At 71.7% G+C, this 19,651-nt stretch carries 15 protein-coding genes and 1 tRNA gene; 6 read left to right on the plus strand and 10 right to left on the minus strand.

Features of this window, described 5'->3' with window-relative positions; translation table 11 throughout:
* The 6 genes from Vqi01_RS23150 to Vqi01_RS31380 form a co-directional block, all read right to left on the minus strand.
* A partial coding sequence (locus tag Vqi01_RS23150) for a DUF1028 domain-containing protein (protein ID WP_204036947.1) occupies positions 1-843 on the minus strand: 843 nt, incomplete at its 3' end.
* A gap of 72 nt (positions 844-915) precedes the next feature.
* Entirely contained in the window at positions 916-3,186 is a 2,271-nt protein-coding gene (locus Vqi01_RS23155; RefSeq protein WP_204036970.1) for a transglutaminase TgpA family protein, read from the minus strand.
* 62 nt (positions 3,187-3,248) lie between these two features.
* Positions 3,249-4,460: a DUF58 domain-containing protein gene (locus tag Vqi01_RS23160; protein ID WP_204036948.1), complete on the minus strand. Its 1,212-nt coding sequence runs from the start codon at positions 4,458-4,460 to the stop codon at positions 3,249-3,251.
* Between the two features lie 14 nt (positions 4,461-4,474).
* Positions 4,475-5,470 (minus strand): AAA family ATPase, encoded by a 996-nt coding sequence (locus Vqi01_RS23165; RefSeq protein ID WP_204036949.1) that lies wholly within the window; start codon positions 5,468-5,470, stop codon positions 4,475-4,477.
* A 25-nt stretch (positions 5,471-5,495) separates the two neighbouring features.
* A complete protein-coding gene (locus Vqi01_RS23170; RefSeq protein ID WP_239098607.1) occupies positions 5,496-8,114 on the minus strand; it encodes a fibronectin type III domain-containing protein in 2,619 nt (872 codons plus the stop codon).
* Positions 8,115-8,387: 273 nt separating this feature from the next.
* Positions 8,388-10,562: a tetratricopeptide repeat protein gene (locus Vqi01_RS31380; RefSeq protein ID WP_275408840.1), complete on the minus strand. Its 2,175-nt coding sequence runs from the start codon at positions 10,560-10,562 to the stop codon at positions 8,388-8,390.
* A gap of 209 nt (positions 10,563-10,771) precedes the next feature.
* Between Vqi01_RS31380 and Vqi01_RS23185 the strand changes: the two genes are divergently transcribed.
* The 3 genes from Vqi01_RS23185 to Vqi01_RS23195 all read left to right on the plus strand — a co-directional run bounded on the left by Vqi01_RS23185 (position 10,772) and on the right by Vqi01_RS23195 (position 12,459).
* Positions 10,772-10,855 (plus strand) — tRNA-Leu (locus tag Vqi01_RS23185).
* A gap of 114 nt (positions 10,856-10,969) precedes the next feature.
* Entirely contained in the window at positions 10,970-11,431 is a 462-nt protein-coding gene (locus tag Vqi01_RS30970) for an AbrB/MazE/SpoVT family DNA-binding domain-containing protein (protein WP_239098600.1), read from the plus strand.
* Entirely contained in the window at positions 11,428-12,459 is a 1,032-nt protein-coding gene (locus tag Vqi01_RS23195) for a tyrosine-type recombinase/integrase (RefSeq protein WP_204036950.1), read from the plus strand. The genes Vqi01_RS30970 and Vqi01_RS23195 overlap by 4 nt, the downstream gene beginning before the upstream one ends.
* A gap of 69 nt (positions 12,460-12,528) precedes the next feature.
* Here Vqi01_RS23195 and Vqi01_RS23200 read toward each other — a convergent pair whose 3' ends face one another.
* The 4 genes from Vqi01_RS23200 to Vqi01_RS23215 form a co-directional block, all read right to left on the minus strand.
* The gene (locus Vqi01_RS23200) at positions 12,529-13,383 is read right to left on the minus strand and encodes a tyrosine-type recombinase/integrase (protein WP_239098601.1); all 855 of its coding nucleotides are present in this window, start codon (positions 13,381-13,383) and stop codon (positions 12,529-12,531) included.
* Between the two features lie 254 nt (positions 13,384-13,637).
* Positions 13,638-14,138: a hypothetical protein gene (locus Vqi01_RS23205; protein WP_204036952.1), complete on the minus strand. Its 501-nt coding sequence runs from the start codon at positions 14,136-14,138 to the stop codon at positions 13,638-13,640.
* Between the two features lie 162 nt (positions 14,139-14,300).
* Positions 14,301-15,569, minus strand: a complete 1,269-nt coding sequence (locus Vqi01_RS23210; protein ID WP_239098602.1) for a relaxase/mobilization nuclease domain-containing protein — start codon at positions 15,567-15,569, stop codon at positions 14,301-14,303.
* A 176-nt stretch (positions 15,570-15,745) separates the two neighbouring features.
* The gene (locus Vqi01_RS23215; RefSeq protein ID WP_204036953.1) at positions 15,746-16,198 is read right to left on the minus strand and encodes a DUF1778 domain-containing protein; all 453 of its coding nucleotides are present in this window, start codon (positions 16,196-16,198) and stop codon (positions 15,746-15,748) included.
* A gap of 932 nt (positions 16,199-17,130) precedes the next feature.
* On the opposite strand from Vqi01_RS23215, the gene Vqi01_RS23220 reads away from it, so the two are divergent.
* From Vqi01_RS23220 to Vqi01_RS23230, 3 genes are all read left to right on the plus strand, one after another.
* Complete coding sequence (locus Vqi01_RS23220; RefSeq protein WP_204036954.1) at positions 17,131-17,460, plus strand: hypothetical protein; 330 nt, start codon at positions 17,131-17,133, stop codon at positions 17,458-17,460.
* Positions 17,461-17,516: 56 nt separating this feature from the next.
* Positions 17,517-17,819 (plus strand): hypothetical protein, encoded by a 303-nt coding sequence (locus Vqi01_RS23225; RefSeq protein ID WP_239098603.1) that lies wholly within the window; start codon positions 17,517-17,519, stop codon positions 17,817-17,819.
* Positions 17,820-18,061: 242 nt separating this feature from the next.
* Complete coding sequence (locus tag Vqi01_RS23230; RefSeq protein WP_204036956.1) at positions 18,062-19,639, plus strand: ParB/RepB/Spo0J family partition protein; 1,578 nt, start codon at positions 18,062-18,064, stop codon at positions 19,637-19,639.
* The last annotated feature ends 12 nt before the right edge of the window (positions 19,640-19,651 follow it).

The following is a 19,651-nucleotide window of genomic DNA, read 5'->3' on the forward strand; positions in this document are numbered from 1 at the left end:
GGTGGCGGGCGGGGCGGCGGCGCGCAGGTGTGCCAGCAGCACCGGGTCGATGCGGCCGGGCACCAGCCGTTCCTCCAGGTTCCTCAGCCCGGCCCAGGCCACCAGGGCGTCCTCGGGCTCGGCCGAGTCAGCCGGATATCCGAGCGCGGTCAGCAGTTTGGCCACCTCGGCGGCCACCGCGCCGGTCAGGTCGAGCAGGGTGGCCGGGTCGGGGCGGGTGAACATGAGGGTGTGCTCGGCCAGCAGCCGGTCGAGCTCGGTGATCGGGTCGGGATGGTCGTCGACCCGTAGGTCGATCATGAGGTCGCCGGTGCCGCCGTACCCGCCGCCCTGGCGGACCACCATCAGGCCGGCGCTCTGCTGGCCCCGCCGGTCGCCGCCGGCCTCCTGCCCGGCGCGCAGCGCGGCGACCAGCCGCTGCGCGAAGGGCAGGTCGATGCCGGCCAGCCAGGTGTCGCGCAAAGCGTCGACCACCTCCGGGCCGGTGAGGATGTTGCCCTGGGCGGCCCAGCCGTCGCCCGCCTGGCCACCGGCCCAGCCGTGGCAGTACGCGCCGGTGTAGGTGGCGCCGGGGCCGGTGGCGGCGACCACACCGAGTTGGCGGTGATCGCGTTCCGGGTCGGCGGCGACCAGACCGGCGACCACGTGGGTGGCGGACACCCCGGTGCGCAGCAGGGCCAGGCCCTGCGGGCGGTAGGCGAGGTTCATGTGCGCCTGGGAGGCGAGCGCGCCGACGTCGGCCTCCGCCGCCGGGACGAGCGCGCCGACGGCCAGGAAGCAGCTGGCGACCGCGATGCCGTGCATGCGGCCGTCGGCGGAGCGGGCGACGAGCGAGAAGGTCACGCGGCACAGGTTAGCGGCTGGTCGCAGCCCAACTGCCGGTCGGCGGGCGTGGGTGGGAGAAACGGGCCAGGCTCAGCGGGGCCAGCGCAGCGGCCCGGGGTGCACCGCCCAGAGCAGCCGCCGCCAGGCAGGGCGGGCGGCACGCAGCGCCCCGGTGTAGGCGGTGGCGGCCTCGGCGGCGGCACGCGCCTGCCCGTCGGTGACGCTGCCGGGGGCGAAGCCGACCTGGTTGACCAGCTGGGCCAGCTCCTCGACGGCCGTGTCCTGCTCGGTCGTCCGCTGGCCGGTCGGGTCGGGGCCGGCGGTCGGGGTCGATGCGGCGGCAAGAGCGCGCCGGGCCGCGGCGGCGACCTCGGTGGCGGACAGGTCGGCGGCCACCGGATGCCCGGCCAGGCGCAGCGCGTCGGTCAGCTCCCGCCAGGCGCCGGCGATGCGGTGCCGGGGGTCGCCCCGGTGCAGCCGGTTGCGGGTCTGCGCGCGGCGCATCCCGGCCAGGGTGGTCAGCGCCACCGCCAGCACGAGCAGCAGACCGCCGCCGGTGCCGGCCACCAGCACCGGTGTCGAAGGGCCGCCGGAGTCGGCCGGGCCGCCGGGGAGCGCCTGCGGCGGCGGGGTGGAGGTCGGCTCCAGGGTGGGCTCCGGCTGCTCCGACGGGGGCGGCTCCTCCGGCTGCGGGCGGAAGTCCTCCTCGACCGGTCGCGGCTGGTCGTCCGGTCGGGGCAGCGGGTCGAAGGGCACCCAGCCCAGCCCGTCGAAGAGCACCTCCGGCCAGGCGTACGCGTCGGCGGCCCGCACCGGCCCGGACGCGGGGGCGGCGAAACCGACCACCACCCGGGTCGGCAGCCCGACCAGCCGACCCAGCACGGCGAAGGAAGCGGCGAACTGTTCGGAGGTGCCCCGCTGCCCGCCGCCGCCCGCCGGTCCGAACAGGAAGAACGCCAGGTTCGGGTAGGCGTGGCCGCTGGGTGCGTCGGCGACCAGCCGGTAGTGCTCGGCGAGCCACTGCTCGATCGCCGCTGCGCGGGCGTACGGTGCGCCGTTCTCCTCGGCCAACTGGGCGGCGAGCCGGCGCAACTGCTCGGGCACCCCGTCGGCGACGTGCAGCACCCGGGCCACCTCGTCACCGGCCGGGGTGTTCGCGGTGGCGAGCAGGTTCGAGTCGGGGCGTTCCCGGCCGGAGGTCACCGCGTACCGCAGCCCCGGGGTGAGCCCGTCGGGCCGGATCAGGGTGCCGGTGTCCGGGTCGTAGGCCACCCGTGCCCCGCTGACCTCGCGCGGAGTGGCCACCGCCGGCAGCAGCCGACCGGTGAGGTCGCCCACGGTGATCTCCTGCCGGATCGTCTCCACGGTGGCGTTCGGCGGTGGATCCACGACGGGCAGGATTCGGCCGGCGTTGCGGTAGGTGGCGCCGACCCGCCAGGTGACCCCGTCGTAGTCGCTGAGCACGGCCAGCCGGATGCGTACCCCGCCGCTGGTGGCCTGCGGCGTCTCGCCCGCCGGTTCGGTCCCGCCCGTGCCGCTGTCGGTCGGGCTGCTGTCGGTCGGGCCGCTGCGGTCCGTGGTCACCTGGAACAGCTGCTGGTCCGGGTTCAGCGCCCACCCCGAGATCCGGATCAGCGGGTTCTCGTCGAGCGTCTCCACCTGCGGCGGCTCGACATAGCGGCGCGGGTCCACCGGGCGGGTCTCCACCAGCGCGGCCAGCGCCGGGCCGAGCAACGCGGCCAGACCCACCACCATCGCCGTTCCGGCGGCCGACGCCGCCGCCAGCCGGACCCGCAACCCCGCCCCCGCCGCCGGGGTCAGTTCGTCCACCCGGTCGCCGCCGGCCGTACGTCCCGACACCGCCAGACCGAGCGCCGCCACCGCCACCAGCGCCACCGTCTCACCGATCGCCGGTTCGGCGTTCGGACCGACCACGTACACCGCGCCGGCGAAGAGCAACGCCGGCGGCAGGTAACCCAGCAGCACCCGCCCGGCCCGCAGCGCCACCTCCGCGCCGGCCAGCCCGGCCAGCCAGGCGCCCACCAGCGGCACCAGCACGGTGTCCGGCGTCGGCTCCACCGGAATCATCGCGGTCAGCAGCCGGGGGATGCCGTTACGCGCGGCGTCACCGGCCACCTCGACGAAGCTGCCCGGCAGGTCGGCCCGGTCCGCGGCCAGCCGCAGGCCCCAGGCGGTCCAGCCCGCCATCGCCAGCACCGACACCGGGGCGACCAGCCAGGAGGGTAGCCGCCGTGCCACGACACTGACCAGCACCGAGCCGAGGGCCGCGCCGGCCACCAGCACGGTCAGCAGCGAGCCCGCGTACACCCGGTCAAGCGCCATCCCGGCCAGCGTGACCATGGTGACCAGCGCCGCCGGCAGGACCAGGGCGACCAGCGCGGCGGGCACCGCCCGCAGCAGCCTCACCACCGGCGCACCCCATCCCACTCGGCGGCGAACGCCGCCCCGTCGGGGGCGTCGACGACGACCAGGCCGGCGGCGTCCGGCCGTGTCGGCTCCGCCGCCCCGAACACCCCGACCACCACCGACGGGTACGCTCCGCGCAACGCGCCCACGTACCCCAGGTCGTCGCGGCCCCCCGGGCCGGTGAGAACGACCAGGGTGTCGCCGAGCCGGTCGCGGCGCAGCCGTGCCGTCGCGGCCTCCAACGTGCCGTCAGCGGTCAACGTCACCGCGGCCAACCGGTCCAGCGGCCCGACAGCCGGCCGGTCCACTCTCTCGCTGCCGCTGCTGGCCGGCATGGCGGGGGCCGCCGGCTCGGTGGGCGACTCGGTGGAAGACTCCGCGGCGGCGACGAACAGCAGCGCCACCGGTAGATCCTCCCGCACTGCCGCGGCCACCACCGAAGCCGCCGCCTCACACGCCGACTCGAACGACTCGGCCACCCCGTCCACCCGCTCCGGATGCGCGGCGGCCCGATTGTCCAGCAGCACCACGATCCGCGGCAGGCTGGTGTCCACGTTCTCCCGCACCATCAGCTCACCCACCCGGGCGCTGGTCCGCCAGTGCACCCGCCGCAACTCGTCGCCGACCACGTACTCCCGCAACGAGTCGAAGGTGATCGAGCCGTGCGGCACGGCGTCGACCCGCCCGTCCAGGCTGCGACCGGCACCGGTGGGCACCGCGCTCAGCGGATGGATGCGCGGATGCACCCACACCGGCACGCTGTCGCCGTAGGAACGGGCCAGCACCACCAGGCCCAGCGGATCGCGGCGGATCACCCGCAGCGGACCGACCGGCACCACGCCCCGGCGGACCGTCGGCACGTCGTAGCGGACCGTGGTGTCCGTCCCCGGGCGTAGCCGCAGCACCGGCACCGGCACCACCCGGTCGCCGCACCGGTCGGTGGCCAGCAGGCTCGCCGCCCGCAGCCGTCCCGCGTTGCGCAGGGTCAACGTCATCGTCGCCGGCTCACCCCGGGCCACCCGGTCCGGGTCCGCCCGCCGCTGCACCGCCAGGCGGGGCCGCCGGGCCGCGATGACCACGGCCACCGCGACGGCGATGCCGGCCGCCGCACCCAGCAGCGTCAGCTCCGGATAGCCGAACCGGAAACCGACGCCGAGCAGCAGTACGGCGACGACGAGCAGACCGATGCCCCGAGCGGTGATCCCCACGCCAGCCTGCCGGGTCAGGGGTGCGCCGGGGCCGGCTGGCCCGACGGCAGCGGCACCGGCACCGAGGCGACGGCCTGACGCAGCACGTCCACGGCGGTCACCCCGCGCACCTGGGCGTCGGGGGTGAGCAGCAGCCGATGGGCGAACACCGGTTCGGCGAGGGCCTTCAGGTCCTCGGGCATGATCCAGCCGCGACCGTCGATCAACGCGTACGCGCACGCCGCCCGGGTCAGCGCGATCACCCCACGAGGGCTGACCCCGACGCGGACCTGCGGATGGGTACGGGTGGCCGCGGCCAGCCGCACCGCGTACGCGTACAGCGGTTCGGCGATGTGCACCCGGAGAGCCATCCGGACCATCTCGCCGACGGTGGCGGTGTCGGTGACCGCGGCGAGCGCCTCGGGGGAGCGGACCGTCGCCCCCCGCAGCACCTCCACCTCCACCGACTCGTCCGGATACCCCACGGAGAGCTTCACCAGGAAGCGGTCCAGCTGCGCCTCCGGCAGCCGGTAGGTGCCGTCCATCTCCACCGGGTTCTGAGTGGCCACCACCAGGAACGGCTGCGGCACCGGATGCCGCACCCCGTCCACGGTGACGGTGCGTTCCTCCATCACCTCCAGCAGCGCCGACTGCGTCTTCGGCGACGCCCGGTTGATCTCGTCGGCGATGACGATGTTGGCGAACACCGGGCCCGGATGGAACTCGAACCCCCGGGTGGCCTGGTTGAAGATCGTCACCCCGGACACGTCCGACGGCAGCAGGTCCGGAGTGAACTGGATACGCCGCCACTGCCCCTGCACCGTCGCCGCGATCGCCCGCGCCAGAGTCGTCTTGCCCACCCCGGGCACATCCTCCAGCAGCACGTGCCCCTGAGCGAACAGCGCGGTCAACGCCAGCCGGACCACCTGCGGCTTGCCGAGCACCACCGCGTTGACGTTCTCAGCCAGCCGGGCGGCCAGGGCGGCGAAACCCTGCACCTCCTGCTGGGTCAGCGGCTCGTGGCTGTTCACGGTGGTGCTCCTTGCCTGAGGTGGATCAGCAGGTGGGCAGGACGTTGATGTTGTCGCCGCCCTCCAGGTTGAGCCAGGCCCACGGGATGTAGTTGCGCCCGTTGTACTCGACCCGTACCCACCAGGTGCTCTGCTTGTTGTTGTTGTAGATCCAGGAGTCGATGTTCGTGCCCCGCACCTTGCAGTACGCCTTCAGCCGGGTGCCCGGCTTCGCCCAGCCGACCTGCCGGTCGTTGTCCTGCCGCGGCACCGAGAAGATCTCGTTGCCGTTGCGGCCGTCGCGATCGCGGTCACAGTAGGTGCGCTGGTCGCCGTCAGGGCCGTTGTTGCAGGTCGCGATGCCGTAGAGGGCATCGGTCTGCTGGGCTCTGGTGGCCGTCCCGCTGCCGGCGGCGTTGGTCGCCGTCACCGTGAAGGTGTAGCTGGTGCCCGGCGTCAACCCGGTCATCGTGATGCTCGAACACGAGCCGCTCTTCGCCGGCTGACCCGACCGGCTCAACGTGCAGGTGGCCTTCCCGCCCCCGGCGTCCACGGTGAACGTCACCGTCGCCTGCGTCGCGGTCGCCGACGAGCCGGTCACCGTCACTCGCGGCGGCGCCACGGTCCGCGCCGTCGTCGTCGCCTCCGGGCCCTCACCGGCCTCGTTGACCGCCCGGACCCGCACCGTCACGTTCTGCCCGTTACCCAGGCCGCCGACCGTGGTCCGGGTGTCGGTGACCTCGCTGCGGCGGCCACCCACATCCACCACGTACCCGGTCACCGGCCGGCCGTTGGCAGTTGCTGGCGACCACTGCACCGCCACCGTCCCCGGCTGGTCGGCCACCGTGCTCGCCTGCAGCTCCAGCGGTTCACCGGGCACCGTGAACGGCACCACCGTGTTGCTCACCGGCGAGGCTTCCGACGCCGCGCCCTTGTCGTTGACCGACACGACCGTGAACGCGTACTGCGTGCCGTACTCCAGCTCACCCGCCTTGATGACCAGCTCGGTGCCGGTCGCCTCGCCGGCCGGAGCGTTCGTGCCGGCCGACGTGGCCGTCACCGCGTACCGGGCGATGCGGTTGCCCTGCCCGTTCGCCTCCGGCCAGCTCACCACCACCGTGCCGTCCGGCCGGGCCTCCGCCGTGACGCTGGTCGGCGCGTCCGGCACCTCCGCCGTCGGCGTCACCGGGTTACTGGTCCGCGCCGGCCCCGCACCCTTGGCGTTGGCCGCGTGCACCGAGAATTTGTACGTCTCGCCGTTGGTCAGCTCCTTGACCTCCACCGAGCGCTGGTTCGCACCGACTTCCAGCCGCTGCCCGGCACCCTCCACCACGTACCGGATGATCTCCGCGCCATTGGCCGCGGCCGGGCGCCAGCTCACCCGTGCCTGCGCGTCGCCGGCCGCCGCGGTCACACCGCGCGGCGCACCCGGCTTACTGACCTGCTGCTTCTTCTTCGGCGGCGGTGGCGGCGGCGGGGGCTCCACCGCTGGCGGGTCACCACCGAGCACGTCGTTGGCGTACTTGTCGACCTCCCGCACCTCGTGCCGGTCGTTGACCACCCGCGCGGTCGACGCGTCCGGAGCGTTGATGAACAGGTGGTTCTCCCGCACCTCCAACTCCAGCGGTCCGCGCCACCGGCCCCGGATGGTGTCCACCAACTGCCCGGCCGAGTCGAACGCGTACACCACGCCCGCCGCCTCGTCCGCACAGTAGAAACGGCCCGCCCAGGCCACCGCCGGGCTGAGCCGGTCGCCCTCACCCGGCACCGGGAACGAGAGCACCTCCCCGCCGTCGGTGATGGTGTGCACCTGGCGCTGCCCGACCACCGTCACCGGCACCGCCGGCCCGCTGGTGCGCGCCGGCATCGTGCCCGGCCCGGTCAACGTCTCCGCCAACGCGGTCCGACGCACCGCGCCCGCCACCACGGTCACCAGCGCCCCGGCCGTACGGTCCAGCACCGCCACGCCGTCGTCCAGGGCGGACATCACCAACTCGTGGCTGGGTTCGGCCACGTCGTGCGTCTCCACCTGCTTCGGGCTGACCTGCGGCCCCTCGGCCCCGGCCGACGGCAACACCGCCGGACTGATCGCGGAAACCGTGCCCTCGGCCGGCACCGCGATCCACAGCCGACCCGTGCCGTCGAAGGCACCACCGGTGATCCCCGGTGGATACCGCACCGGTTCACCCACCGGCGCGAGCGACCGGGGGTCCAACTGCCGCACCACCCCCTGGACCGCGTCCACCACGAACGCCGCGTCCTCGTGCAACGCCACGCTCACCCCCAGCCCGGGGGTTGTCGGCGTGGTCGCGGTGATCTGCAGGGTGGCCAGGTCCAAGGTGCTGATCTGGCCCGTGTGCAGATCCCGCAACACCAGCACCCGGTCGGTCTGCACCACCTGCATCGGATGGCGCCGCGCCCCGGCCACCTGGGTCCGGGTGTCCACCCGGGCCGTCACCCCGTTGACCCGGGCCAGCTCGCTGCGCGCCGCGCTCCACAGCCACGAACTCGCGTCGAAGCTGGCCACCGCATTGTCCGCCGATCCGAGGCCGAGCACGGTCAGACCCATCGCCGCGAGCAGCGCGAGCACCGTTGCCACGGTCACCAGGCCACCACGCAGCCGCGACCGGGAACGGGTGGTGCGGGTCGGAACGGCCTCGTCGATGCTCGCCACAGCTGGCTGCCTCCCGTGTCGTCCTGGCAGGTGGCGCCCCGTGACGGCAGCCCCTCCCCTGAGCCGGGAGCCATCATATGGTCACGTTGCGGACGCCGGGAACCCGCACTGTCTACCTGTGGACACCCAGCGTGGTGTGTCGTCGGCGTGTCCGGCCACGACGGTCGGCCCGGGCCGCTACCGGTTCGCTGCTCACGTTGCGACTGCCGGCGCGCGGTCGCGCCGCCGGAGTGGCTAGCGGCCGTGGCGCCAGAGTCCTCTCGGTCAACCCGGAGTGCCGCCGGCCTCCCGCGACGTGCACACCTGGCTGGAGGTGGCCAACTGGTCGGTGTCGTAGACGGCCAGCACGGCGAAGCAGTAGTCCACCCGGGAACTCAACCCGTTCACCGTGTAGGTCGTCTGCCCCGCGTCGACCGTGGCCATCATCCGCAGCGGCATCCCGGCCCGCCCACCGGCCACCACGAACGGCACCAACCCGTCCGACGGGTCGCCCCACGTCAAGGTGATGGTGACGGTGTCGTCGCGCAACGTGAGGTCCGTCGGTGGCGCACCCGGTTCGGTTACCGTCGAACCGGGCGCCGTGTCCGGTGACTCGGCCCGGCGGTCCAGGAGCAGAAAACCCACGCCGACCACCGCGGCGACGGCGACCACGACCGAGATCAGCGCCACCACGATCGCCGTACGGCTTCGGCTCGGCTCCGGCTCCGTCGTCGGCAGCATCAGCTGACCTTGGTACGGCGCGGCGACCGCCGGCGGTGCCGGCTGTCCCCAGCCGGGCGCAGCGGGGTACGCCGACGCGTCGCCGCTGACCGGAGGCGGTGGGTAGGCCGGCGGTGCGGGTGCAAATTGCTGGGCCGACCCGTGTGGTTGCCCGCCGATGGACTCCTGCTGTGGCAGCCGCGTGGTCAAGGCATCCGGCCCGGCCGCAGGTGGGGCGGTATATCCCGGTATGCCCGGCGCCGGCGGATGGTACGGCGGACCCAGTGGTGCGCTGGTGGGAGGTGCGCTGACCGGTGGGGCGCTGGTGGGTGGGGCGCTGGTGGGTGGTGCGCTGACCGGTGGGGCGCTGATGGGCTGCCCGGGTGCTGGCGGCACGCTGACCGGAGGGAAGGCTGGCGGGCCGCTTACCGGCGGTGCGCTCATCGGTGGTGCGCTCGCCGGTGGTGCGCTCGTCGGTGGTGCGCTGGCCGGGAACGTCGCGGCGCTATCCGCAGACGTGTTCTGGGGCTGGCGTCCGGCCCGGACCGCCTCCTCCTCCAACAGCGGGCCGATCTGCTGAACCCGAATCGTCGGCCGTGCCCACCCCGGATCGGCCGGCGGCTCGGTACCAGCGCCGCCCGCCGCCGGCTCACCCTCCGGAGCCGGCGGTACCGCCATCACCCCGGTCGCTTCCTCGAAGCCGAGCTGACCGGGTACGGCCCCGGTCGACACGTCAGGCGTGGGCGGACCGGGTGCCGGCCCGTACGGCACCGCGGACGGCGTGACCGACGGCTCGTGAGCAGGCCGAGCCGCCGGCGCCGCCGGTGCCGAGGAGACTGGCGACGCCATCGGAACCTGCTCGCCTGGCGGCATGGCCGGGGCGGCTTGGTCGTGGTACGCCGCCCGGGCCTGGGGTACCACCGGAGGCGGTGGCACCACCAACGCGGGCGTAGGCACGACCGGCGGCGGCGGGACAACAGGCGGCGCCGGTGGTACGGCTGGCGGCGGCGGAACACCATGCGGCGCCGGCGATAGGGCCGGCGGCACCACCGGGGTGGCCGGCGGGGCCGGTGCGGCGGGCACGATCGGTGCCGGCGGAGCCGGCGGCACCCCGGGCGCGGGAGGACCGGCAGGGGGGCCGAACGTCGGGGACACCGTCGGTCGGGTGGACGCCGCCGTCGCCGCGTCGTGCGGCTTCCAGGCGGTCGACAGCACGGCGAGCGACACGGTCGGCTCGACCAGCGCCCCATGATGCGGCTGACCAGCCGGGTCCGGCGGGGCGGTCGGGGCAACCGGCGGCTGCGGAGCGGGAGCGGCGTCGCCGAGATACTCCCGTGCGATGCGTACCGCCGGATGGTCGGCACCGAGCACGGCGGGGCCGGCGGCGGCGACCCGGGTGTAGTTGCGGCGGGCCTCGTGGCGGTTGCCCAACTCGTCGGCCACCGACCCCAACTCGTAGGACAGAGCCAGCATCAACGGGTCCGCATGAGGCCACCTTCGCTCCCCGGCGGCGAACGCCTCCTCCAAGACCCGGCGGGCCGCACTCGGATCGTCCGCCTCCCGATGCAGCCGAGCCAACAGGTGCGCGGTGCTGAGCACGTCGGGATGATCCTTGCCGAACGGCGGGCGAGCGGACTCGACCGCGTCGGACAGCAGGTCACGGGCAGCGGCGAGGTTACCCGCCCCGCGCAGCGCGAGGGCCCGCTGCTGGATGACGGCCAGGGGAGAGGCATGGGGCACGTGGCCATGCTGCCGGGTACGGGGGCATGACCGCTACCCGACCCACAGGCCGTACCGCGCACGCCTCCCCAAGGCGCTGTCCCGGCGGCTCGCGTATGCCGATGTGCATGATCCACCTGCGGCGTGTACAGTGACTCCCCGTGCGGCCCGCCGGGCGGCCTAGTGGGTGGTGGGACCACCGAGGCCGGCGCGGTAGGCTGAGCAAGCAAGTCCGGGTGGCGGAATGGCAGACGCGCTAGCTTGAGGTGCTAGTGCCCGTATAGGGCGTGGGGGTTCAAGTCCCCCCTCGGACACAGTTCCCCCGCATATCTGCGTGATGTGACGTACCGGTGGTCGAAGGTGTTTGACCACCAGGTTGGGGATCTTGATGGTGGCTCGACCACCTTCGCTTTGCGGAGGTGGTCGTGGTGACCGCCCGGGTTGTGGCGGCGGTTATCCCGCCCTCGACCCACGCCAGCGCGGAGGCTGAGCCGATCAGCGGTCGGCGGGCTTTGCCGGTCGCACCACTTACTCCTGAGCCTCAGCCGGCGGCGATCTATGGGATGGCCGCGATCGATCGTGATGGTCGGCTGAGCGAAGCCGTGGTCATACCCGTCCTGGGATGGCTGCCGGGCACGCGGGTGGATATCCGGGTGTGCGGCGGGTTGGTGCTCGTGACTGCCGATCCGCATGCTGCGTTTCGGGTTACTCGGCCGGGTCAGGTACGGCTGCCAGCGACGGTCCGGCACTGGTGTGGCTTGACGGCCGGGGTCCGGGTGCTGTTGGTGGCTGATCCGGACGCCGGGCGGCTCGTGGTTCACCCGCCGGCCGCTGTGCAGGCGATGATCATCGGCTGGCACGCGAATGTCCTGGGTGGTGAGGCCGGATGAGCGCAGAGTCGTCCTCGTCCCGGCCGAGTCAGGCTGATCTCGACGCGGCGTTGTTGCTGTTGTCCCGGCTCGGCATCGCGCCGGAGGATCTGCGACAGGCCGCGCCAGCGCGTGCGGCGGCGCCGACGTTCGCCGAGTACATCCCGGTGGTGTCCGAGGCAGTCAGTGCCGGCACGCGTCGGGTCTACGGCTCGTACTGGAACCGCGTTCTCAAGGAGTGGGGCCATCGACGGCTGGATGAGCCGGACCCGACCGATATCAAGCGACTCGCTGAGCATGTCAAAACAAACGTTGTCGCGCGTCGTAACGCCCGCGGCGGTCGTAGCGCGGCCGAGCACCTCATCGCCGCGTTGCGGTGCATCTACAATCACGCTGTCGCCGACGGCTTTCTCACCGAGGCGGAGAATCCGGCCCGGAAGGTCGCCAAACCGAGACGGTTGCCCAGCACCCGCCGTGCGGTAGCGGACGCCCGGCTCGTTGAGATCAATCAAATCGTCGCGACCACCGGTGACGATCCGGCGCTGGACTGTCTGCTGCTGCGGTTGCACACGGAGACGGCGTGCCGTCGGGGTGGTGCGTTGGCGTTGCGGCCGTCGGACCTCGATCCGGACCAGTGCCTCGTCCTGTTGCGGGAGAAGGGTGACACGGTGCGCTGGCAGCCCGTGTCGCCGACCCTGATGCGGCATCTGCAACAACACGTGGCGGAGCGGCCGGCCACGCCGATGACGCCGTTGCTGCGTTACCGCAGCGGTAAGGCGATCACGTATCGCCGTTACGACCATCTGTGGCAGCGCATCGGTAGGCATCTGCCCTGGGTGGAGACCCAGCAAATCAGCACCCACTGGCTGCGTCACACCACCCTGACCTGGGTCGAGCGCAACTTCGGGTACGCGGTCGCGCGGGCGTACGCCGGTCACAACGACAGTGGGGGAGACGCCGGTACCACGACAACGTACGTTCGGGCGAGTCTGCAGGAGATCGCCGCAGCCCTGTCCGCTCTGACCGGTGAGGCGCATCCGCTCGCGTGACGAACACACGAGGGTGAATCTTTTCGAGGTCGTCGGGTGCGTTACCGGGTAGCGCACCCGACACCCTAGTCAAATGGGCCGCCGGGCGCCGAGTGGCGCGAATGCCTCCCCGGGCCGTCCCGCCGGGCTATCGACATCGGACGCCGGCTGGGCCAGGGGGTGCGGTTCGCCGGTGAGGGCTGCCAGGGCGAGCGCGACTTCGTACACGTCTGCCCGTACGTAGGTGGATGTCGTACCCGCGTCGCTCTTTCCGTCGTGACCGGCGAACGCCCGTGCGACGGCGTACCCGAAGTTCCGCTCGACCCAGGTCAAGGTGGTGTGACGCAGCCAGTGCGCGGTGATCTGCTGGGTGGCCACCCAGGGCAGGTGACGGCCCAGCCGCTGGAACAGGTGGTCGTAGCGGCGGCTGGTAATCGGGTTGCCGTTGCGGTAGCGCAGCAGCTGTCCATTTCGGTCGCCATCGCCCCGCTCTTCGACGTGCAGCAGGAGGTGCTGTACCAAGCTCGGCGATATCGGCTGCCACCGAACGGTCTCTCCCTTCTCACGGAGCCTGACGAGGCACTGCGCCGCGTCCAGGTCACAGGGACGTAGCACGAGTGCGCCACCTCGGCGACACGCCGTCTCGGCATGGAGCCGGAGAACCAGCGCATCCAGGTCCGGATCGTTGCCGGTCGTCCCGGCTACCGCGAAGAGCTGCGCCAGCTGCTTGTCAGGCAACGCACGCCTTGTGCTCGCTAGCCGCCGCGGCTTGGCCACCCGGATCGCCGGATTATCGGCTTCGTCCATCAGACGATCAGCGACGGCGTACCTGTAGAGACACCGTAGTGCCGAGATCAGGTGTTCGGAGGCAGTACGACCGCCACGTGAGTTGCTCCTGACGATCGCCGCGGCTTTCATCCGCTCGGCCAGCTGCTTGATCTCCAACGGGCTCGGCTCGTTCAGCCGGCGCTCTCCCCACACCTCACGTACGCGTCGCCAGTAGGAGTCGTAGACCCGACGTGTTCCCGGAGTCACGGCGCCCGCTACGCGGTCGATGTACTCGGCGAACGTCGGCATCGGTCGAGTCTGGTGCTCAACGACATCGTCGGCGGCAAGCAGCTGCTCCGGCGTGACGCCCAGGCGGTCCAGGAGAACGCGTGCCGCCTCCAGCTTCGTTCTCTGTGAGCGATCAGTGGTGGTCATAGTGCCGCTCCGAGATGGTAGGCAAGGACCATCGCGTCGAGTGCGGCTGGCGGATACGCGAGCAGGAACGAACGGCTCCGACACGCGGCGAGGAGCAGACGGTCACCTGCCTTCAGGCGGGCGACGTGCCGTACCGAGGCGGGCAGTCGGAGATACCCCTGCCGGTCGAGGGTGTGCGGGCTGCCCGACTGCGGCATGACCACAAGAGCGTCGTGAACGGCGGACACGGCGACGGCCAACCTGGGCTGCCACTGCAACGCCACTACGGCCGACCGGGCCGCGAGTCGACCATCGGCATCGATCGCGGCCACCGAGAAGTGCATCGTGCCGCTCGCCCACTTTCTATCCAGGGTCGGCATGGGCAGCCCACGGCCGAGCACCGCCGCCGACGGAATGTCGATGTGTAACGCCGACCAGAGCCGGTCGAGATACGAGGCCTGATCATCTGTGCTGGCCGCACCTGCTGAGAGAGCAGGAGAACTCTCGGGGATGGACATGGCTCCCTCATCCGTGACTCGGGGAGGCGCGCCTCGCGAACGACTGCTCCGGCCAGGCCGTGAACCACGATCCACGTCACGCATTCCTCCGTCTGCTCGAAGCAGCGTTTCGGCGCGACGTCGTCGGCCGCGCTACCGAAGCGCTACCCGTAGCGGAGTTCTTCACTGCGACCGTGCCGCTCGCGATGTTCCGGACTTCGGCTGTGGGGGCACAGCGGCAGGTCGGACTCCGGCCCGGTCGACCGAGGCGTACGCCGCGATGCTGCGCAATCGCTCCGCAGCGTGGTGGGCTGCCTGAGCCTGGTGGAGCCGTTCTTGGGCCTCGCGGAGAGTGGCGAGATTGTCCGCGATCATCGACATCCGTAGTACCAGTTGTAGGGCGGCGGTGGTGTCGTCGGCACGGCTGAGCCGGCCGACCGCTGAGATGAGTCGGGCCATGGACCTGAGCTGGCCGACCGCCAGGTGCGGGCGCCGGAGGCGGCGTTGGTGCGGCTCCCGGGCGGCACGGTCGAAGGTTTCCGAGGCTTCGGTGAGGGGTCCGCCGTGACGGCCTTCGGAGGCCCGTGCGGTGGCGGCTAGGACGTCGGCTGCGGCCTCGGCGAGGGAGGCGATGTCGTCCTCGTCGGTCGGCCGCGCTTCGCCGAGATGACGGGCGCCGGCGCCGACAGCTGCTGTTGCCTGGCGGAAGGCATTTGCCCGGTGCTGGACCTGCGGGCGCCCAGGGTGTCGCATGCTGCCGGATGGGGTTGTGGTCAGAGCTGAATCCCAGCGTCGTCGAAGTTTGGGAAGAGTGAGGTCGGGGGCGAGTCGGCCACCGCCGTACCAGACGGTGTCGCCGCTGCTGGTGCGGTGGTCGGGCAGGCCGACGGCGTAGCCGGTGACTTCGTCCGGGCGGATGGTGCTGTGGCGGAGTCGTACGAGGACACCGGCGGCCTGGAGTCGGTTGGTGAAGTCGTTTTCGTCGGTGGCGGCGGCTGCGGCGGCGCGTACCTCGCGGCGGAGCCTGTCCCGGGGGATTTCTGGGCGGCCTTGGCGGCGGGTCTTGTTCTGTTCTGCGGCGGTGGGCCGGCGGTGGCTGGTGCGGTCGACGGGGCCGACCTGGTGGAGGCCGTAGCGTTGTTCGAGGTCGCGGGCAGCGGTTTGGGCTTTGAGGCGTTCGTTCCAGGCCCAGACGGTGTCGCCGTCCTGGCGGACGAGGGTGGCGACGATGTGAATGTGGTCGTGGGCGTGGCGGACCGCTACCCAGCGCACTGCGTCCGGGTCGCCGTGCGGAGCGATGCCGACGGCGGCGACCATCTCGGCGGCGATGTGGGCCCATTGACTGTCGCTGAGGATCCGGTCGGTGATGTGGTTGCGGACCGAGGCGTGCCAGACGAATTTCTGTGGAGGGTTCTTGCCGGCGCGGACGGGCTGTTCGAGTAGGCGAGCCAAGTTACGAACATCGTGGCGGCCGGATGGGCGCAGTGGGGGTGTGAGGGACGACAGCTGGTCAGGTCCGGACCAGGCGGCGATGAGGCGAGGGTTGACGTGTTCCTCGTTCTTGCCGGGACCGAACAGGTAGCGGAGCAGGCCGCTGACGTTCGTGCCGCGGGGGTGGATGGCGGGGATCAGCGCAGCCTCTGGTGGATCTCGGCCACGACGGCGTCGAGGCGGTCGATCGCCCGTTCGCACCGTTTGACGGCGTGGTCGAGCCACACCGGCGTCTCGCCGGTGGCGTTGAGCGCTGCGGTCGCCTGGTTGAGGTTGGTGCCAGTGCGCACGACTGCGGTGCGGGCGGCGAACAGTTCCCGCTGTACGGCGGCAAGCTCTGCTCGGGTGACGCCGGTGCCGGTGATCAGGCTGCCGGGGGCGGTGGTGCCCCTGGCGGCGGCGAGCGCGGCGTTGGCGCAGAAGCCGGTGGGGGTCAGGCCGGTGCGGGCAGCCGCGGTGACGATGTCGCGATGCTCGGTGTCGTCGAGCCGGAGGTTGATCCGGTGCTGTCGGCCGGGGAACTGGTGACGGCGGTCAACGCCCCTGAGGCTCGGCGCACCCGGCCTAGTCGATCGCGTCTGGGAGTTCATCGCTGGCCGCCTCCACTCGCCGGTCCCTGCGGTTGGCCCTAGCCTGCGGCGACGGGGTTACCGGAAGCGCTACGGGTAGCGGGCTGGTGCAGCGGCAGCAGAGGAGGGGATCCACTTCCGTTTCCGGTTTGACTCCCGCCGACGCAGGCCGTCGCGATGTTTGCTGTACGGCTTTGCACCCCATTGTGGATCCGGCGCGGCCGGTGTTCTGCTGTTGCTCGACTCTTCGAAGCAAGGTTCCTGCCATTCGTTCTGCCCACCGACCCCGCTGGGTCGGTGGACCTCGGTTGCCGGACGTGTCGGCCGCGCTCGGTCGACACGTCCGGTGACCGGTACTACAACTTGCTCCGCCGCCTTTCCACGCATCCCGGCTCGGGACCGAGCGAGACAGCGTTGGCTCGAATCATCGATAGGGCGGCGGGCGTCCGATCTCTCGATCTTGGACCGCGCCCCTGAGCGGCTCGGTTGTCGTCCCTGAACGCGATGCCCGGAAGAGCGCCTGTTGCTCTTGTTCTTGCAGGTCAAGTAGGTCCGATGGTTGCCAATCTCGACCTTAATGCGGTATCATTACAAGTTGAGGGGGATCGAATTCCTCCGGATGAAACCCAGACCCCTCTTGGAGGTGCGCATGCCCCGCAGCTCTTTGGCTCCCGAGGAGCGCTTCGGCATCATCCGTCCGGTCCTGGTCGACGCTCGACACAAGATCACGACCGCCATCGAGACCGTGCACCCGGCTGTCGCCGAGTGCCTTCTGGTGCCCGCCTCCGGCATACGAGGAGAGGCCGCGGGCGGTCACTCGGACCCGTGGCTCTCCTTCGGTGGACCACCTCGGCCGGGCTCGCGCCAGCCCTGACTTCCCTACGTGTGGCCTTCGGGTGTCGCTACCACCCGGCTCACGTCGTCACCGACAACCGCCAGACAGAAGGACCTCCATGACTGCCCAAGGAAAGAAGACCACCACCCGCTTGACGCAGGGTGATCGGATCCTCATCACCGATGATGCGACCAAGGCATCGACCCGTAACCCGGGCACCTGGCACCCGAGCCGCGTCAGGACCGGCGCGACCACCGCGACCGTCCTCGACAAGGAAGCCGTCTCCGGACGCCGGACCCGATACAACGTCGTCACCGACACCGGAACGGTCCTGGACCTGTCCGGCGGCCAGACCTTCCTGCTCGCTCCACCACCCCAGTCGACTGAACCGGCTGAGGCGGCAGGGGAGACCACGACCAATGGCGGACAGCTCGGTGGCGCGCAGTGACCGGCCAGCAGCCTGGCGACGCCGGGAACCCGGGTCTCGTGCCAGCGGAAACCGCGATGCCCACCCGGCAGTCCGTGACCTACATCATCCTGACCACGCTACGCCCGGATTCCGGGCTCATTGTCGGAGGCGTCCGGGCGGTCGCCCACACCGAGATCTGCCGGCGGCTGAACGGCCCCGACGGCCGTGACGCCCTGGTCGCTGCCTACATCCGCATAGCTGACGCTCTGGTGCCGGTCGACGTGGAGGCCATCGAGCTACCTGCTGTCGATGGGCTGGCCCGGTACCGGATCCGTACGTGGCTGGGGCAGCAACTAATCGGGCAATGCGAGTTGAAGACTCCGCTGCACCGGAAGTGACGGTGCCGGCCCGCGTGGTCTTGTGTCGCGCGGGCCGGCACCGGGACTCCAGGCCGCTACAACCCGAGCCCGCGTACCGCCAGACGGTCGGCACGGGGCCAGCGTAGCCGCTGCGGCTGCCCGTAGCGCTGCTCGTCGCCACCGCACCCCTTCACCAAGCGCCGCCGACGCGGAGGGCCAGCCGTGCCCGCTGCCGTCGCGGTCGCTGCTGCCCGCACATCCCTGGAGGAAAGGACTTCACCGTGACGCTCTCTGCTCCTATGACGGCCACGGCCACTGCACCTCGTGCCCTCGATGACGAGCAGTTCGAGGAGGAGCTACTCCGCGTCGACCCCGCGACCCTGGTCGTGGGCGCCAATGTGCGCCTGGACCCCCGGTTGCGCAAGACCTACGTCGACAACGTCCGCCAGCGTGGCGTTTTGGAGCCGGTCATCGCCTACCGCGACGACAACGGCCGCCTGGTGGTGCTGCGCGGGCAACGCCGGACCCTGGCGGCCGTGCAAGCCCAGCGCCCGTGGGTACGGGTGATGGTCGTTCCGAAGCCGGACGAGGCCGACCGGCTGACCGACCAGGTGAACGAGAACGATCACCGGGAACCCCTCACCGTCGCTGAGCGTCTGGCCGCGTACGACCAGCTCGCCCTGTGCGGTGTCCCGGCCGGGGAGATCGCCAAGCGGATGTCCACGAGCCGGCCCGTGGTCGACAAGGCGCTGTCGGTGGCTCGCAGCAAGCTCGCTCGGGGGGCGACCCAACGGTGGGAGTTCCTCACCATCGACCAGGCCGCGGTGGTCGCGGAGTTCGAGGACGACGCGGAGGCAGTCAAGCGGCTCGTGGTCGCCGCTCAGCGCGGCGGGTTCGACCATGAGGCGCAGAAGTTGCGTGACGCCCGCGCGGACGAGGCGGCGAAGGCCGAGACTGCGGCTGCCCTCGCTGCCGCCGGGACCAGCGTGGTCGACCGGCCGGCGTGGAACGACGAGAAGGTCAAGCGGCTGTCGGAGCTGAAGCACGGCGAGGAGCAGCTCACCCAAGAGAACCACGCATCCTGCCCCGGGCACGCTGCCTATCTCGACGACGAATGGGTCCACCCAGACGAGGACGACGCCGACAAAGAGGAGGACCCGTGGGGCGATGACACGTCGACCGAGGCAGACGAGGACGCGCAGGAGCCGGAGCCTGCTCGCCCGTACCGGATCTGGATGCCTGAGTACGTGTGCACCGACTTCGCCGCCCACGGACACGCGCTGCGCTGGCAGGGGCACGACTCCGGCAGCGGGCGCAAGACCGTCGCGGAGATGACCGACGCCGAACGGGAGGAAGCCCGCGCCCAGCGCCGTGACGTGATCCAGTCGAACAAGGCGTGGGACAGCGCCGAGACGGTCCGCCGGAACTGGCTGCGCACGTTCCTCGCTCGCAAGGCCGCGCCGAAGACGGCCGCCGGCTTCATCGCCGGCAGCCTCGCCCGTACCGACCACGCCGTCACGTCGGGGCTGACCGGCGGCAACCGGCTGGCCCATGACCTGCTCGGGCTGCCGGACCAGGCTCCCACGCTCGGCCGGCGAGCCCCGGCGATGGTCGAACTCGTCGGGAAGGCCAGCGACGAGCGCGCCCAGATGATTGCGCTGGGCCTGCTGCTCGCCGCGTACGAGGAAGCGACGAACCGCAACTCGTGGCGCACCGTCAGCGACAGCACCACTCGCTACCTGCGCTACCTCGAAGCCAACGGGTACGAGCTGTCCACGGTCGAGCTGCGGGCATGCGGTGAGTCACCGCTGCCGGTCACCGACACCAACCTCGCAACCGTCGCTGCTGGCGAGGCGTAGCCGACGCGACTC

The sequence above is a fragment of the Micromonospora qiuiae genome, assembly GCF_016863555.1.
Taxonomy (GTDB): Bacteria; Actinomycetota; Actinomycetes; order Mycobacteriales; family Micromonosporaceae; genus Micromonospora; species Micromonospora qiuiae.

Coding starts and splice junctions, on each gene's coding strand:
- Vqi01_RS23155 (WP_204036970.1), bottom strand. CDS start 3,186: ATGGTCACGCTGGCCGGGATGGCGCTTGACCGGGTGTACGCGGGCTCG.
- Vqi01_RS23195 (WP_204036950.1), top strand. CDS start 11,428: ATGAGCGCAGAGTCGTCCTCGTCCCGGCCGAGTCAGGCTGATCTCGAC.
- Vqi01_RS23205 (WP_204036952.1), bottom strand. CDS start 14,138: ATGTCCATCCCCGAGAGTTCTCCTGCTCTCTCAGCAGGTGCGGCCAGC.
- Vqi01_RS23215 (WP_204036953.1), bottom strand. CDS start 16,198: ATGAACTCCCAGACGCGATCGACTAGGCCGGGTGCGCCGAGCCTCAGG.
- Vqi01_RS23220 (WP_204036954.1), top strand. CDS start 17,131: ATGACTGCCCAAGGAAAGAAGACCACCACCCGCTTGACGCAGGGTGAT.
- Vqi01_RS23225 (WP_239098603.1), top strand. CDS start 17,517: ATGCCCACCCGGCAGTCCGTGACCTACATCATCCTGACCACGCTACGC.